Origin of the sequence: Neobacillus muris (assembly GCF_943193175.1) — a bacterium.
In the GTDB taxonomy this organism is placed as follows: Bacteria; Bacillota; Bacilli; order Bacillales; family Cytobacillaceae; genus Neobacillus; species Neobacillus muris.
In genome coordinates, this window is the sequence record NZ_CALPDF010000005.1 from 183,277 (window position 1) to 200,167 (window position 16,891).

The 16,891-nt window shown below is 39.8% G+C and carries 14 protein-coding genes; 1 reads left to right on the forward strand and 13 read right to left on the reverse strand.

Translation table 11 applies throughout. The features are described 5' to 3' along the window. Positions 1-30: 30 nt before the first annotated feature. From NFS43_RS06030 to NFS43_RS06075, 10 genes are all read right to left on the reverse strand, one after another. A complete protein-coding gene (locus tag NFS43_RS06030; protein WP_251550495.1) occupies positions 31-846 on the reverse strand; it encodes an ABC transporter permease in 816 nt (271 codons plus the stop codon). Beyond that, a complete protein-coding gene (locus tag NFS43_RS06035) occupies positions 843-1,874 on the reverse strand; it encodes an ATP-binding cassette domain-containing protein (protein ID WP_251550497.1) in 1,032 nt (343 codons plus the stop codon). The genes NFS43_RS06030 and NFS43_RS06035 overlap by 4 nt, the downstream gene beginning before the upstream one ends. Before the next feature lie 242 nt (positions 1,875-2,116). Then, positions 2,117-2,569, reverse strand: a complete 453-nt coding sequence (locus tag NFS43_RS06040) for a helix-turn-helix domain-containing protein (RefSeq protein WP_251550526.1) — start codon at positions 2,567-2,569, stop codon at positions 2,117-2,119. A 338-nt stretch (positions 2,570-2,907) separates the two neighbouring features. Further along, a complete protein-coding gene (locus tag NFS43_RS06045; protein WP_251550499.1) occupies positions 2,908-3,744 on the reverse strand; it encodes an ABC transporter ATP-binding protein in 837 nt (278 codons plus the stop codon). 85 nt (positions 3,745-3,829) lie between these two features. Next, complete coding sequence (locus NFS43_RS06050) at positions 3,830-4,873, reverse strand: FecCD family ABC transporter permease (protein ID WP_251550501.1); 1,044 nt, start codon at positions 4,871-4,873, stop codon at positions 3,830-3,832. A gap of 53 nt (positions 4,874-4,926) precedes the next feature. Continuing rightward, positions 4,927-5,997: a FecCD family ABC transporter permease gene (locus NFS43_RS06055; RefSeq protein ID WP_251550503.1), complete on the reverse strand. Its 1,071-nt coding sequence runs from the start codon at positions 5,995-5,997 to the stop codon at positions 4,927-4,929. Between the two features lie 5 nt (positions 5,998-6,002). Continuing rightward, positions 6,003-7,010, reverse strand: coding sequence for an iron-siderophore ABC transporter substrate-binding protein (locus NFS43_RS06060; protein ID WP_251550505.1), 1,008 nt, complete (start codon positions 7,008-7,010; stop codon positions 6,003-6,005). Positions 7,011-7,264: 254 nt separating this feature from the next. Continuing rightward, positions 7,265-10,909, reverse strand: coding sequence for an EAL domain-containing protein (locus NFS43_RS06065; protein WP_251550507.1), 3,645 nt, complete (start codon positions 10,907-10,909; stop codon positions 7,265-7,267). Positions 10,910-11,809: 900 nt separating this feature from the next. Beyond that, positions 11,810-12,256, reverse strand: a complete 447-nt coding sequence (locus tag NFS43_RS06070; protein WP_251550509.1) for a hypothetical protein — start codon at positions 12,254-12,256, stop codon at positions 11,810-11,812. A gap of 1 nt (position 12,257) precedes the next feature. After that, positions 12,258-12,902, reverse strand: coding sequence for a S1 family peptidase (locus tag NFS43_RS06075; protein ID WP_251550511.1), 645 nt, complete (start codon positions 12,900-12,902; stop codon positions 12,258-12,260). Between the two features lie 205 nt (positions 12,903-13,107). Here NFS43_RS06075 and NFS43_RS06080 point away from each other — a divergent pair, with 205 nt between their 5' ends. Continuing rightward, positions 13,108-13,518: a hypothetical protein gene (locus NFS43_RS06080; protein WP_251550513.1), complete on the forward strand. Its 411-nt coding sequence runs from the start codon at positions 13,108-13,110 to the stop codon at positions 13,516-13,518. Positions 13,519-13,800: 282 nt separating this feature from the next. Here the strand turns inward: NFS43_RS06080 and NFS43_RS06085 are convergent, their stop codons facing one another. From NFS43_RS06085 to NFS43_RS06095, 3 genes are all read right to left on the reverse strand, one after another. Continuing rightward, the gene (locus NFS43_RS06085) at positions 13,801-14,217 is read right to left on the reverse strand and encodes a GNAT family N-acetyltransferase (RefSeq protein ID WP_251550515.1); all 417 of its coding nucleotides are present in this window, start codon (positions 14,215-14,217) and stop codon (positions 13,801-13,803) included. A 443-nt stretch (positions 14,218-14,660) separates the two neighbouring features. Beyond that, positions 14,661-15,956 (reverse strand): GIY-YIG nuclease family protein, encoded by a 1,296-nt coding sequence (locus NFS43_RS06090; protein ID WP_251550517.1) that lies wholly within the window; start codon positions 15,954-15,956, stop codon positions 14,661-14,663. Positions 15,957-16,319: 363 nt separating this feature from the next. Then, positions 16,320-16,811: a hypothetical protein gene (locus NFS43_RS06095; RefSeq protein ID WP_251550518.1), complete on the reverse strand. Its 492-nt coding sequence runs from the start codon at positions 16,809-16,811 to the stop codon at positions 16,320-16,322. Positions 16,812-16,891 lie beyond the last annotated feature (80 nt).

Consider the following 16,891-nt stretch of genomic DNA (forward strand, 5'->3'; position numbering starts at 1 on the left):
ATATTTTACACCATTAAGTATTTCCCACAACTATATCCGGCGCATATAGGCACGGACCGTAAATGGAGCAAACACCGCTACAATCACAACAGCACCAATAAGAGAGGCAGTAAGGTCCCAGCCTATCGAGCCATTATTGACCAATTCTCTGACTGCCGTAACAAGATGTGAGATCGGATTAATCTTCACAAACCACTGCAGCCAGTCTGGCAAGGTATCGGCCGGTACAAAAGCATTCGAAAGAAACGTGAGCGGAAACAGGATAATCATCGAAATTCCCGATACACTTGACGCGGTACGGGCAATCACTCCGAAGAAGGCAAATATCCAGCTGACACACCAGGAACAGACAATGACAAGCAGACCGGCAATAACGACATAACCCAGACCTCCTTCAGGGCGATAGCCCATCAGATAGCCCATTAGGAACGTGAGCACTGTTGCAATCGTGTAGCGAATGGAATCAGCCAGCAGGGCCCCCGCTAGCGGAGCAATCCTTGCGATCGGCAATGATTTAAATCGGTCGAACACTCCCTTATCCATGTCCTCCCGCAATTGGACCCCCGTGACAATTGAGGTTGAAATAACGGTCTGAACGAGAATGCCGGGAATAATAACAGGCAAATAGCTCTTCACGTCCCCTGAGATCGCCCCGCCAAAGATGTAGGTAAACATCAAGGTGAAAATAATTGGCTGCAGCGTGACATCGAACAGTTGCTCAGGCGTACGCCGTATCTTTAACAGTCCGCGGTAGGCCATTGTTAATGAATTCCGTACCGCTTTTCCAAAGCTCGATTTATTGCGCAGCTGGCTTTCAGCAGCTGGCAGCATTGCATTACTTTTCATACTCGTACTTCCCTTTCTTGTTCTGATTTATCGGACGCCTTTGCAGCGTCCCCCTCCACACCATGTCCAGTGATTGTCAGGAATACTTCGTCTAGTGTCGGCTTCTGTACACTAAATTCAGCCAGTTGAATTCCTGCCTCCCTTAATGCGATCAGCACGTCAGCAACCCGGTCAGCATCCGCCATTGGCGCCAAGACTTTACCGCCTTCAGCCGAAACAGCCGATTCTACCTTTAGCACCCGGTCAACGATCAGTCTGGCGTCCTGCATATGCTGTAAATTTTCAATATTTAAATGTAAGGAAGAGGTGCCAACAGACTCCTTCAGTTCATTTACCGTTCCCTCCGCAACTACATGGCCGCGGTCGATCACCGCGATCCGGTCAGCCAGTTCATCTGCCTCTTGAAGGTATTGTGTGGTCAGCAGTACAGTTGATCCCGACTTTACCAGGCGGCGGATGGTATCCCACATTTGATTGCGTGTCCGCGGGTCAAGCCCCGTAGTCGGTTCGTCCAGGAAGATGAGCGGCGGCTGGGCGATTAGGCTGGCAGCCAGGTCGAGCCGGCGGCGCATTCCTCCGGAGAAATTTTTCAATGGACGCTTTGCTGCTTCCGTTAAGCCGAATTCCTCCAGCAATTCCGATGCCTTACGGCGTGCCTCAGTGCGGCTTAGGCCTAAAAGCCTGGAAAAGATAATCAGATTCTCCGTAGCACTGAGTGATTCATCAACGGAAGCGTACTGACCGGTCACCCCGATTAATTGTCGAACAATCTGAGGCTCCTTTACTACGTCATGACCGAAGATGGATGCTGAACCTCCATCAGGCCGAAGCAAGGTGGCCAGCATTCTGATGGTGGTGGTTTTGCCTGCCCCGTTCGGACCCAGGACACCGTAAATCGAACCAGCACGGACGTTCAAATCGACACCGTCAACTGCACGATTATCACCAAACGTTTTGACAAGGCCCCGTGCTTCAACAGCCATGTCCCCATTATTTGGCACTATATTAATACTGTGTTGATTACTCATTGTACTATCTCCTCTTTCATTCATTTTAGAATTAATAAGAACAATCCGAGGGATTCCCTCTTTTCATGACGACTACTACTTCTTATCCCAGATAGTTGGATGATGGATTACTTCGGAAGTATAAATGACATTTATGAACTGAATATGAACTTACAATGTCACGAAAATAAAAAAGTGCCATGAGCGGAGAAATCTGACTCTGGCACTTTGGAATGTTCACTTTTTACCTGTATATCCGCAGCTTATTCTTGTTTATATTTTTCTTTTAATACGCCGGAGCCGATCCCTGCAGCAATCATAAAAATTAATGAGCCAAAATTCCAAATAAACGAACCGCCATATAAAGTAAAATCTAGCGCGGTAAATTTATTTAGCAATAACACAGCTAGCTTTATGATCAAAAGCGCAACTCCCAATAAAAATAAAACATCAAACAAAAATTTTAGTTTGGGATGTGCCAATTGTTTGCTGTCTTGAATCACTTTCTCGGTCAACTCTTCATCACTCCTTAATAATTCATCAATAGTTACACCAAACAGATCACTTAACTTGATAATGATTTCAATGCTCGGATAATTTAGGCCATTTTCCCATTTAGAAACCGACTGCCGGCTGACAAAAAGTTTTTCTGCCAATTCTTCTTGAGACCAGCCTTTCTCCTTTCGCTCCTTTTTTAACTTATCTGCAAAAATCATTTGAGCACTCACCTTTCTGCATCCTAAACCCTATTATCATTAGGCCTTATAGAAAAAGTAAAGATAGCTGTCGTTGCCCGGCACCGCAACCTCTGGTTTCCTCTCTTAAAATCCTGGTTTCATCCCGTTTATAAACAGACCATTGTTCTATTATCAACAAAATCAATTTCACGAATGCCAAAAGCTCAGAGCCACAGCAGGCAAAAAAAATGGTGACCTTTTGATTAGGTCACCTTTTTTTATTTCGTACTCATCGCTTTTTATATTGAAAAATACTTACTGCTTCTATTTCAGGGCACAATTATTTCACATCTTTGCAATGTCAGATCCCCAGCACGCTATTTGGATCGATCTCTGCCTAATGGGACGATAAGCGGCGTGTCCGTGACCGGGTCTTTGATAACCTTGCACTTTAGACCGAAAACTTCTTCAACGAGTTCTTCAGTGACGATATCGGAAGGGTTGCCTTGCGCGATAACCTTGCCCGCTTTCATAGCAATCAGATGGGTGGCATAGCGGGCAGCATGATTTAAATCATGGAGCACAGCCACTAAAGTATTTCCTTGTTCATTGAGATCTGTAAATAATTCGAGCAGCTCAATTTGGTGTGCAATATCCAAGTAGGTGGTCGGCTCATCCAAAAGAAGCAATGGAGTTTGTTGGGCAAGCACCATCGCCACCCAGACTCGCTGGCGCTGACCTCCGGAAAGCTCATCTACAAAGCGGTTGGCAAGCTCAGCTGTATTGGTCAGCTCCATTGCGGTCGTAACCGCCTGTTCGTCTGTCTCAGTCCATTGCTGAATAAGATTTTGATAGGGATAACGCCCATGTGCCACCAAATTGGCCACAGTAATTCCATCAGGAGCAGTTGATGATTGTGGCAGAAGTCCAAGCCTTTTCGCCACTTCCTTTGATTTATATGTACTAATTAATTTTCCGTCCAATAGCACATGACCTGCTGAAGGTTTAATCAGATTGGAAAGGGTGCGCAAAAGGGTAGATTTTCCACATGCATTAGGTCCGATAATGACCGTAAAGGATCCATCCGGTATCTCAATCGAGAGATTTTTGGATATCACTCGATGATCGTATTGGATGGTGACATCTTCTACTCCTAGACGCGATTGTATAGGCGAAATCGTTTGGCTTTGAAGTTCTGCTATTGTTTTGACCATAATCAACGACAACCTCTTTCAAGAATATAGGGATAGTCAAAAGTCCTATAAAAAATGACTCTTTTCTTATAAAGTGCTTATTTTGCTAGGCAGAGCGTGCCTGGTGAAACAATAACCAAATTAAATACAGCCCACCAATAGATAAGGTTAGCACCCCTACAGGCAGGATCATTCCGGGAATCATTCTCTGGGCCAAAATATCAGCACTTAATAAAACAAATGCACCGACAGCTGCGGTTGGGGCTAAGCTTTCTGCCGTCTTTGTAAAGCGCAGGGCTATTTGCGGAGCAGCTAACGCCACAAAAGTAACTGGTCCCATTATCGCTGTCGCAGATGCCGTTAAGGCTACTGCAATCACAATCAATAGAAATTGTGTCCTTTCGAAATGAACACCATGGGACTTGGCCGCATCCTTTCCCAACTCCATTTCACGGAGAGGCCGATTCATGATTACCGCAGCTATAAGCAATACCAATACGAACAGGATGGCAGGCAACGAATGGGACCAATCGATTCCATTTAAGGATCCAACTCCCCACGCACCCGCTGTTAAGGCAACCTCGGCTTGACTTTGAAGAAGCAGCATCGAATTGACACTGCCTAAAACGGTCGAAACAGCAATCCCGACAATAATTAATCTGAAGCCCTGTGTCCCGTTGCGGAAGGCAAATAAATAAATGATCAGTGCCGTTGCCAATCCGCCGATTAGGGCGCCCATTGCAATAGCTGTAAAAGCCATCGACTTAATCACTAACATCACGACCAGTGCTCCTGTATAGGAGCCTGAAGTAAAGCCAAGAATGTCAGGCGATCCTAACGGATTCCGGGTAATCGATTGAAAAATCGATCCGCTCACTGCCAGGCCCGCGCCAAACACAATAGCAGCTAACACCCGCGGCAGCCGCCAATCGATCACAACTGTCCGTTTAAATCCTGCCAGATCGCCAAAAAACGCGGAAAACACCTCAGCAATACTTAATTTAAGTGTTCCAACCATGAGGGAAAACACAGCAAGACCTATTACAGCAGCGAGGAAAATTGCAGTAATAGTCATACTTCTTACATCTAAGCGCAGCTTTATTGGTCCTTTAAGCTGCACATATTTCCGTCCAAAATCAATACGACCCACGAGTTTCACTCCCTTTTCCGATAAACCCTGATATCACTGGTCTTGTCCCGTCATCATAGACTGCTGACTTTTCGTCTCCTCACAAGGATAAGTAGAATCGGGGCACCGACAAATCCTGTGATAATGCCGACCGGCACCTCTGCTGGAGACATAACGACCCTTCCAATAATATCAGATAGAAGCAAAATCAACGGGGCAACGACGACGGAATAGAGAAAGATCCATGGCTGGTCAGGGCCAATAAACCATCGCACACAATGAGGAACCATTAAACCAAGAAAAACGATAGGGCCCGCAATAGCTGTTGCTCCGCCTGCTAAAAGCGTGATGGAAATAAGACCAAAGATTCGAATCATCCCCACATTCACACCAAGAGAGGATGCACGGTCGTCACCATAGGCAATAGCATTTAAGGCTGGAGCAATCAATAAGGCAACTAAAATCCCCACAACGAGAAATGGAAGAATCGGCCATAGATCCTCAAGACCTTTTCTCGCTAACGAACCGACTCTCCAATTCAGCATGCCGGCAAATGCCCGGCTATTCATCAAAGATAGCGCAGTCGTTATTCCGTCCAATGCAGCAGCCATGGCAACACCAGCAAGGGTAATTTGTTCAGGCGTGGGCGATTTCCTGCCTGCACCACCGCCAATGACATATATTGCAATTGTTGCGACTAATGCTCCAGCAAGTGCAAACCATATATAGCTTGACGTCGATGTAATAGAAAAAACGCCTACTGCCAATGCAACAGCAAAGGCTGCCCCTGCATTCACGCCAAGAATGCCTGGGTCAGCCAGTGGATTCCGTGTTAAAGCCTGGATTACAGCTCCTGCCAGACCAAAGGCTGGTCCAACTGCAAGGGCGATGATGGTCCGAGGTATACGGGACTCATGAATAATTGTATAGTCATAGCTATTGGCGGAAGAAAACAGGGCTTTCCAAACGACGCTAAAGGAAAGCGGCTTTGCGCCAATCATGAGACTTAAGAAGACAGCTGCCGCCAGAAGGCATAAGGCGATGACTAATCCAGTAATCCGTTGCAACCGTAAGGCAGTAATTGGTTTTATTTTCTTTTCAACTACTTTTTTCTCTTCACCATTTGGTTGCTTACTTGCTGTCACGAGTTTCACTCCCCGCCTTCTAAGGCCTTATTAAACATAGCTGGCAATTGATCAATTGCCCACAGTAAGGCTGGTGCTGTACCTGCTGAAAAGGCATTTGCATAATCACCATCAATAATCACAGATCTTCCATCAGCAACGGAAGGAATCTTTTGATATAGGGCATTGCCAGTTACTTCTTTTGTATCTACAAAAATCGGCAAAATAACTGTTAAATCTGCATCTAAAAGCTCTAATTGCTCATCTGCCACTTTAATATAATAAGAGCCGTTTGCTTGTGATTCAATTTCCTTTTTATTAGTAAATCCTAGCTTGGTCATAAAATCAACACGGGAATCACCACTTACATATGCTCCCCAACCTTCAGATGTGTATGCACCTACTGAAATCGTCTTGCCAGCAAATTGTGGGTATTCTTCCTTTGCCTTTTCAAAAGCAGTGTCAACATCCTTCAATAATTGTTCTCCTTCTGCTTCCTTGCCAAGAGCTTTCGCAATCATTTGAACTTGCTGTTGATAAGTCGTCAAGTAGTTATCGCCACCTTCAGGAACACCGATCGTTGGAGCAATTTCAGAAAGGCGGTCGTAACGTTCTTGATCACCGGAAGATCTAACATCAAGTATTAGGTCTGGCTCAAGTGACGCAATTTTTTCATAATCCAGCTCTAAAGTTCCAAGAATGGTTGGGGCAGTCTTATAGGCTCCTTTTAACCAAGGGCCGACACCCTCGCCGCCAAAAGCCAGCCAGTCACTGGCACCAACTGGTTCCACTCCAAGGGCTAAAGCGGTTTCAGCATCCCCCCAGCCAAGGGCAACAATACGTTTAGGCTGTTCTTTAATCTCTATTTTACCGAACTTCGTTTCAATTGTGGAACTAGTAAAGTCTTTTGTTTCTTTATCTGTTTTATTCTTTGGCTCTTCACTTGTATCAGAACCACATCCAACTAATCCTATCGCAACTATCATAACCATAATAAAGCTTAACAATTTAGAAAGACTTACATTTTTCTTCATTGGTGTTTTCCCCTCTCGACAACTCTATTAATTGCCATTCACTGATAATGATTATCATTATCTTATATTATTAGAATTTCACTCATTTTGTCAACAAGCGTTCAGAAAGGAATCTATTTGTTAAAAATATTGTCACAAATTGTTTAATAAACGGGGATGGCAAAAACTAGATTTCAACTTGCCAGATGAGGGACTATCCATATTCATACAGCTCTCTGAATCTCACGACTTGAAAAGCCGAAGTTCTTAAACGGCTAACTTCGGCTACGATTTTTAGATGGAATCGGCAAGGCATTGTTCACCGTGATCCCATACCATTTTTCTGACTTACGAATGAATTCATCCATTCTCTTTCTCTCTGTTACATCACGCCCAACTACAACCACATGCTTTATCCTGTTATCCGTTCCAAATACCGGTGTACCCTGTGCCTCAATATAAACCCAATCACCATTAGCATTTTTGCAGCGAAATTCAGCTTGGAAAAGCTCATGGTTTGCAATCGTGTTGTCAAATCGGCTTTGAACATGGGCTCTATCTTCTGCATGAACCAAACTAAATGCTGATCTGCCAACAAACAAATGATGGGGGTGCCCCAAGCCCTTTTCATGAGAGGGGGAAGCATATTTGACTAGACCATTGATGTCCCAAACCTCAATCATATCCAACATGTTATCCGTAATAAGCCGAAAATTAGATTCGCTGATTCTCAGAGCTTCTTCTATTTTCTTCCGCTCAGTAATATCGATACATGATCCAATAACCCCAATGACTTCTCCCCCTCTTTTGACGGGTCGTAAAGAAGCAAGATAGAAGATTCCATTTATCTCGCCTTCGTAAGAGACATTCATCTCACCCTGCCATGCACGGCGATAATATTGTTCTTTTCTTTCTGCTGCTTTAATAGGTTGAAAGTCTTTTAGTTCTCTGCCAATAATTTGTTCTGGAACAAGTCCCATGCGATAAGTAAGTTCTCCATCACATAAGGTATGAATGAACCTGCCATCTTTTTTAATAAACTTAAATGTCATCCCTTGTTGTTTCCTAATGGTTTCCAACACTTCTTGGCGGGCAGTCTCTAAAGCATTCTCCATCCATTTTCTATCCATTAAATCCTTCGTGATCCCATACTCTTGAACGATTTTCTCCATTTCACCAAAACGTTCCTCGAGTTCTTTCAACGGTATCGGTTTGCTAAATAAGAAACCTTGAGCTTCATCACAAAGATTCTGTTGTAAGAAAATAAGATGCTCTACAGTCTCAACACCCTCTGCTATTACCTCAATATCTAATTGGTGAGCCATAGCTATAATGGTTCTAACAAGAGTCGCCTCATTGCTGTTTACGGCACAGTTACGAATGAATGATTGATCAATTTTAAGCTTATCAATGGGTGCTTCCTTTAAATAATGGAGGGAACTATAACCTGTTCCAAAATCATCTAAACTTATTTTTAAGCCTAAACTTTTTAAATCGTTAAAAATTTTAATGGCATGGTCACTATCCGCCATCATGCTTTCCGTAATCTCTAATTCCAGATTCTTAGGGTCAATCCCTGACCCTTTTACTACTTCCCTTACCATTTCAACTAAATTAGGCTGATAAAGCTGGCGGACCGAAAGATTAACCGAAACCTGAAATGGCGGCAGGCCTGATTTTTGCCAATCCATCATCTGCTTACATGCGGTCCTCAAGACCCATTCTCCAATGGGAATAATGAGTCCCATTTCTTCCGCTATTGGGATAAAGTCCCCTGGTAAAATGAACCCCTTGGTTGGATGGTTCCAACGAATCAGAGCCTCTACGCCCTTCATTTTACCCGATGATAAATCAAATTTGGGTTGATAATGAAGCATGAATTCTTCATGCTCCAACGCCTTCCGCAGCCTCATTTCCAATTCCAATTGTTCATGGGATATTTCAAGTTCACTAGGGTTATAAAACTGATAGCCATTTTTTCCACCCTTTTTTACTTGATTCATGGCCGTTTCGGCTTTTTTTATTAAATCAGCCTGATCCTCCGTGTCATTTGGATAAAGGCTGATGCCAATACTCGGTGTGATATACAGTTCGTAACGATCTATTAAAAATGGTTCAGCCAAGCTAGCAATCATATGTTCCGCAACCATGGATGCTTCCATCTTTCCCTTGTTCAATAAGGATACAAGAAATTCATCTCCACGATTTCTTCCCATGTCACCTTCATTAGGAACACAATTCAATAACCTATTCGACACGTCTTTAAACAATTGATCCCCAATTTCATGGCCTAACGCATCGTCAATCATTTTGAACTCGTCCAAATCAATATATAATAGGGCCAGGCACTCTGTTGACTCTTCAGATAAACAACCCTTTAAACGGCTGCAAAAAGTATTTCGATTTAGCAAACCTGTTAAGCTATCATGGTAAGCAATATATTCAATTGTCTCTTCAGCTTTTTTCCGTGCAGTAATATCCACAATGGTTCCGATAACTGCTGGCTGTCCTTGATAGATCATAGCCGATACGAAATTTTCTATATAAATAATTGAATGATCCTTTTTAACCATTCTATATTGATAGTGTGCTGTTGAGGAAAGATCATGGATAGGTCCTTTCTCATTTTTGAATATCACAGGATAATCTTCAGGGAAAACATAGTTCATGACATTGGAACCAATAAGTTCCCCTTCACTATAACCTAATAACTCCAAAAGTTTTTGATTGGCATAAATGAACTTCCCGCCTTGCACAATGTAAGAGCCTACGACTGAATTTTCTGTCAGACTTCTATATTTATCTTCTGCTTCAGCCAATGTTACCTGGGCCTTTTTAAACTCTGTTATATCTTTGATAACAGCATAGACCCCAACGGTCTGATTGTTTACGATAATAGGGAAGTTCGAAATATTCACTTCGAATCGTTCGCGATTTTCCCCATAAAAAGCTGAGTCATAATTCACTCGCTGCCCTTTCTTTGCCATATGAAAATTTCTATTGGTGGTATCTATCTGGTCTGGAGTAATGAACGGCACAAAAGACTGATTGATTATTTCATCCTCTGTATACCCATACCGTTCCACTACCCTATTTACACTGAGAAATTTCCCTGCCAAATCAAAGGTGACAATCAAGTCTGGATTCTGTTCATAAAGTGACTGATAATATTGTTCAATCGTTTTAGTTTTGATATAGCCCGCCATTACTTTTTCCAAAAGGGAAGAGCCAAACATCAAAGATACGATAAGAACTATGGTGGCAGCTGCTATTCCAATCACTAGTCCAGGCATATTTATACTTAGGGGAGTGATTTGTTGATTCACTACTTCTATAATAAGGGATAGCCTTAATAGGTATCGAAATAGCGCGAGCGCTAATCCAAAAGAGACTGCACCTGCCAGCTTGACATAGAGAGGTGCTTTTTCGTTATTCTGTAAGAATTTAACCCAGCGAAGTGATGAAAAAATCCCTGTACAGCCAACAGAAACAACACCTAGAAAAATGGGAAAATGAAGTTCAATATCGACGTCCCCATGATAGGCTTCCCATCCGATGAAGTTTGTAGTGCAAATAGTTATTCCAAAGGCAATACTACTAAATATAGCCCCATTTTTAAGTTTTAAAAGGCAGGCTGAAAAATAGGAGAGGATGATGGCAAGTAACAATGTAAATAAGACATAAACTAAATCTAAATAAAGACCACCTATTGGAACATAGACGAAAATGCCAATGTATTGCAAACACCATATGCCGATCCCTAAAATGAAGGATCCGCTAATAAACCATCGTCTCCCAACGCTTTTGGGAGAAAGACGATAGCGTGAATAAAGATTGAACGCTGAATAAGAGGATATTACCATAACGATAAAGGATAAAATAACAAGAAGAATTTTAGAAGAACCCACTGCAAATCCCAATATGACCCACTCCGATATGCTAAAAATATCTATTTTGATAGAATAATTGAACTGTTGAAGGCTCTGTTATGTGAAATCCCCTTTTCACTTTCAGGAGTCGAAAGTATCTGGATATGTTCAGGGTAATAATCTTATTTGACAATAGGGGGCTAACACTTTCTAGTTCAAACAGTATGAACCCAATAGTTTATTGGTTCATTGATTTCTTTCTCGTTTCGGATAAAACCAATTATTACAATTTTGTGAACAGAGGTTTCCTCATCTATTGTACTATTTCATTCGACTTTTTTCGACGCTTTCCTCGTTTTCCACACATTCCAATTTTTGGATTAAGCGCATCAAGTTTATGACTGCTTAGATTCCTGCTATTGAAAACCCTCCCCAAAATAGGGGGATATTACCAGATGAGTAAAAACCTTTAAAATAGTAACATAGGGCAATTTTTATGGGAATATGAAAGGCAAAAGAAAAATAATTCAAAAAACAATTGTATAATATTGGTATAGGAATCTAAACAAAATAGTAATAAAACAGCTGTAGCAAAAAGATTTTCAAAGGGCGATTTATATGTATGAAAACGATTTTATCATTCAAGAAAAAATTATTTTAATATAGCAGAGAAATTAATTAAAATACTATTGATAAAATTGCAAATTCACAAGGTTTCAGCATTTACACAAATTAATGGCGCATCAAAAAAAGACTGGACCACTATTCGATCCAGCCTGATCTATTGCATTCATTTGAAATGGAAACAATTTTTATTTGACGAGTGAAAGGTCACTATTATGATTTTAATATCATTTTCGCAACTGCTTCACAATGTGTAGAGTGCTAGGTGTAGATAACATTCCTTAAAGAGCAGTGGAATTCACCTTTTAAAAGAATAACACTGTATTATCAATTTTCTGATGTTTCCAATGCACACCAAGCATTTAATGAAGTCTTAGCAATCATCATAAATATTATTACAATTGCTGGTGCAATGAAAGTGGCAGCTAAACCAACTTTAGCACCGATTACTGCCGAAACCATCGAAACAATAGCAGTCTTGTTCTCTTTTGTTTGAGTTAATTGTGCTAACTCATTTCGATCAGTTGCATATTCGGGATTTCCACAAAGCAATTTGTGGATTTCTTTTTTTAGTAACGGCAAATATTTCTTCTCTGGCTGTGGCTGTCCAGTAAAAGGTGATGTATTATCGACAGATGCTTCAAGCCAAGCTAGAGCAGCCTCTTCATGAGATTTAGAATCTAATAACTCTGATACAATTTCCTTTTGATAACTCGGTAATGCCTCCAACCAACTTGATTCTTTTTGATCAGAAAATAAATTAAGATCCTGCATTTTACAACATCCTCTCTAAGTATCCCGCTGAAACAGCATGAGTTGTCTGGTGTAATGTCTGAGGGTCAATTCCACCTAGACTAATTCCTCCCTTAATGGTTGGAACATAAGCTCCAATAAGTATACCAATTAGAGTTCCGTCAGATATACGTATTACTGGACCTCCAGACTGCCCTGGTCGAGCCTGTATATTTAACACAAGATGTTTTGATTTGATACCCTGGGAACTAAGAAGTATTTTTGCACCTACTTCGCAGGTCTGTTGAGTCAAAACAATTCTACCTAAATTCGAATGAGGGAAACCAATTACAGTAACTGCCTCGCCAGAATTCACATTATCAGCACTTCCCAATTTAACATATGATTGAGCAGATCCGTTTCCTTGTAAAGACAGGATGCAGAGATCTCTTAATGGGTCTATAGCTTCGATTTTCACAGGTACGAGCGGAAATTGTTGGATCGTTGTATCTTGGTAACCAGACTCGTAGTTATTGCTTATTCGAATAAACAGATTTTCATTACTTCCATTAACTACATGTGCCGCTGTGACTAAAAGGTTCTGTTTATTTATCAAAGTACAAGTACCAGCAGCATGAAAGATTCCATCTATAAGTTTACCTATGGAAAAGACAACATTTTCAAACATTGAAACACCTCCTATTTCGTTAAATAATCAGACCGACTTCCACATGTTATTTTAAATTTATACGGAATAAGCATAGGCTCTTACTTCTATAATACTATATCTTCACAAAAAGAAAGGGGTTGTGCATATAGACAAAGACACATTCTTTACAATGAAACCATCTATTCGAGTCAAAGAGGTAAACCTACTTTTACAAAAGTATGACTTGAAGAAAGTAGGCGAAATCGTCGGTATCCCATATAGCACTTTCACGAAGGAAATGAGAGTTGGTGATTATTTTTATCACCAATCAGACAAGAAGTATTACCCATTCGTGAAGTCAGAAGAAGAACGTTTTAAAGCAGACCAGAAGGATGAACCATACGAACTATCATTTATGAAGGAAAACTTTGACGCTTTAAAAGGTTTGCTCGAAATGTATCAATCTAATAGATTACTGATGCTTGATGAGAGGATTTACAGTAAGGAAGTTAAGTATGAAAACAAGAGCTTCAAAATGAATACAGAGCTATATAATGATTTCAAGAAATTCTGCGAGGAATATTACCCTCAATTCAAAATCCAAGATTTGATTTGTCAATCTATATTGGATTTTCAAAGCAAATACAGTCGGTAACGAGAAAAGAGCCCATAGGCTCTTTTCTAACGGATTCGGTGTTTAGGTACACAATTTACAAATAAAATGAAAAATAATAACTGTTTCACCAACTAAAGTTGAAAATGTAAAATACATTACAATTTCCATAGAAAAACGATCAGAGCGTAAAAGCTCAGAGCATTTCTGTTTAATGTCTATTCAACAAAAGCACCTTTTAGCTTAATAAAGAAAAAGAGTTACTTAAAGAACAATTGTATTAATGATGATTGATTTCTTCTTCAAAATTTTAAATCTATAAGTCTATTTTGAAATTACAGTAAACATCCCTGTCATATTGGGTGAGTAGTCTTTAATATTATATTTCTCATAGAATGGTTCTTTACCTTGTGATGCAAACAAACCAACAAACGCCTTGTCTGGGGCATTTTTATTTAAGTATTCAACCAAATTATTCATTATTTCATTTCCAATACCCTTTTTCTGATAATCTGGATGAACCACTATATCTTGAATATAGAAATAAATAGCCCCATCGCCAACAATTCTGCCCATCCCCACAATTTGTTCATTGTCCCTGACTGTAATGCAGTGAATAGAATTTCTTAGTGATGTTTCTACCACTTCAAAATTCATATAATCAGTCCATCCCACAGACTCACACAAATATTTGTATTCTTTCAATGTGGGAAAATTATTTTCAATCTTATATTTTTCCAAAATATTTCCTCCACTCCCTCAAACTTCACCAATAAATATATATATTCGACATCAATTTATTTCCTCCTCTTCTTCAGCTAGCCTTTTAGTTGAAGAAGGCTTGGTTGATTTTTAATTATACCAGTGTATTGGTTAAGGTATCATTTAGCCCCTTCATTATATCTACTATGGTTTTTACAAGAAAATTATCGTACCATATTATTTGTCAATGATTGTCTCACGGTGCTAGAAGACAACCGTACTCCTATGTGGAGCAACCAAAGTGTAGCATTCGTTTCATAAAAGCCTTTATAAAAAGAAGAAAAATAGCAACAATATTACTTTGCGTTTTTCAATGTTAATTTTTATGTTATTTGTCTTGTTATCTCTTATTTCTCAATCAAATTAAAGCTGTTAGTTTTTTCATTGGCCACCTTATTTTATGGTCTATTTAACGTTCTACACTATTTAGCTTTTTGTTTCAATGTGAGAGCTTTTGATTGACGTTCCTTAAATTTCATTATAAGAACTTCGTTTGCATTATTTTTTTCTGCATGTACCCGATCAATCGCTTCATTGATTATTGCAACTTCATTATCGTAGTCTTTGAGTTTTCGATAGGCCATTGCATACGAATTATATAATGCTGGAGCATTGTAGCCGTTGTATCGTGCTTTGTCAAATAACTCAATGGCTCGTTCAAGGTTGCCATTTTTTCGTTCCCTATCGCCTTCATCCCAATACGGCTTCCCATCGTCAAAGCCTTTAGACCAGTCGTACAAGTTTTTTATATCTTTTAGGGGAATTCGATTGTGTATTGGATTAACCATGATTTCTTCTATCGTAACAGGTTCAGGTTCACCAAACTTTTCGTTTAAAAACTTCCAAACATCAATAAGATGATAAGTTGGTATATTTCGTCCGATCTTTTCTAATGCTTTTTCTTGGTCTAACTTATAATTCGTTACGTAATCGTCGCCAATAAATATCCAAGCAGTAACCGATTTTGCATATTGGCTTTTAAGTATTTTGTTCCTATTTGTTGATAATAATTTTTTTACTTCGCTTAGATACTTGTCTAAATTCCCTCCAAAAATGATGTCAATCTCATTTCGTATATTTCGAGAGATAAAAACTACAGCTTTTAAATTTTCGTCCTTAACTTCATCAAACGGTCGAGATTTCACTCCAAAGTAATGGTCTTCTATCTCACTTGCATAAAGATGCGGGGCTGTTTCAAATTGAAGCTCAGGCGTGTTAGGACTACGATCGTACCCGTTATCTCTTTTAGTGAAGAGTGGAATTATGCGGTTCGTTAGCCTATCATTTGATTCATTTAGTATTCTAGTCATTTCTTGAGATTCTAACTCTATTGCTTGTTCTTCGGTTAGCCCAGTTCCAACAAAGCGAACATCAGTATCATACACTTTGCGGATTTTTTCAGCTTCATATGCTCTATCGTGGAACTCTTTATAACGATTCCCACGCCCTTTTCCGACATAGAATATTTCGCTAGTATTTTTAACAAACCATTCATACACATAAAAATCCATTGCTGTACTACCAGTTGCAACCCCCACAGGCGATGAAGAAATTGATATTCCATTGATTTCATCAGATGAAATATTGAAAGATATACCCATGGGTTCTTTATTCATTTTTTCTCGATCTAGTGATTCACTATTATCTTCGTTTTCTTTCTGATTATCATTTTGTTTTTCTGACTTTGTATTTCCAAAAAGTTTACTTAACAACCCCATTTTGACATCTCCTTTTTGACTTAATAGAAAAGAAATCTTCATTTACATTTAACAAAGAATGCACAAACAGAGCTGATAACACAAGAATAATTTTTGTTCCCTAATTCCATTTATCTTGCTTTATGTAAATCCCACCCTGCGTTGAAAAGGGTGGGCGTAACGAATTCGGCTCTGTATTACAATCCGAATATTTTTTCCCCACCACCCCGTTCCCCTATCAACTGAATGTTTCTATTAATCTAATTGTAACAAAACATACAAGAGTTTTGTTACAATTTGGTAATAACATCCAGGTGGAGTTTTTTTATTTCGTTTGGAACCAAACTCCATAAGGGATTTTTCATTTGAAATACATTTTGGCGTTCAAAGTATGAATGGATTTTTCAAGAAACTTGGGAATGCAGCGTGGTTTTGGGTGGAGAGATTTTTTGGAATGAGAACGGGGGATATTCCAATACTTTCAAGATCACGAAGGTATTTTCGATAGGTGGGTTTAGACATATGTTTCTTTGGTGTATCAATATTGCCTTTGGAGATTTGAACGAGGAATGCTCGAAGGTCATCTTTTTTCTTCTTTGTGAAATGACTGTTTTCAATGATTTTTTCAGCCTCAGTGATCTTATAATAATCACCTCTGTGAACAATTGGCTGAACATGCTTTACCATGTACTCTTTCCATAACTGGTACGAAAAGTAGCTCCTTAATTCCTTTGGTCTGCCTTTTCCTTTGTCATTTCTCTTCATGCTATTAAGGTGGCTGTTTTTTACTCTCAACTCGTACCTCAGACAACAAATATCATACGATTGGATTTTTTCGCCTTTTGCAATTCTTTCTTCCTCTTTATCATAGATCACCAGTGTTTATTGCAAAATAAAAGTACAGAGGTTTGCGAGGAATTTGTGCAGAATCTAACTGCATAAAAAATAGGCTTGCC

What these genes read in the sequence shown, in the direction of transcription:
- NFS43_RS06030 (WP_251550495.1), bottom strand. Translation starts at nt 846, where the DNA reads ATGAAAAGTAATGCAATGCTGCCAGCTGCTGAAAGCCAGCTGCGCAAT.
- NFS43_RS06035 (WP_251550497.1), bottom strand. Translation starts at nt 1,874, where the DNA reads ATGAGTAATCAACACAGTATTAATATAGTGCCAAATAATGGGGACATG.
- NFS43_RS06040 (WP_251550526.1), bottom strand. Translation starts at nt 2,569, where the DNA reads ATGATTTTTGCAGATAAGTTAAAAAAGGAGCGAAAGGAGAAAGGCTGG.
- NFS43_RS06045 (WP_251550499.1), bottom strand. Translation starts at nt 3,744, where the DNA reads ATGGTCAAAACAATAGCAGAACTTCAAAGCCAAACGATTTCGCCTATA.
- NFS43_RS06060 (WP_251550505.1), bottom strand. Translation starts at nt 7,010, where the DNA reads ATGAAGAAAAATGTAAGTCTTTCTAAATTGTTAAGCTTTATTATGGTT.
- NFS43_RS06070 (WP_251550509.1), bottom strand. Translation starts at nt 12,256, where the DNA reads ATGCAGGATCTTAATTTATTTTCTGATCAAAAAGAATCAAGTTGGTTG.
- NFS43_RS06075 (WP_251550511.1), bottom strand. Translation starts at nt 12,902, where the DNA reads ATGTTTGAAAATGTTGTCTTTTCCATAGGTAAACTTATAGATGGAATC.
- NFS43_RS06090 (WP_251550517.1), bottom strand. Translation starts at nt 15,956, where the DNA reads ATGGGGTTGTTAAGTAAACTTTTTGGAAATACAAAGTCAGAAAAACAA.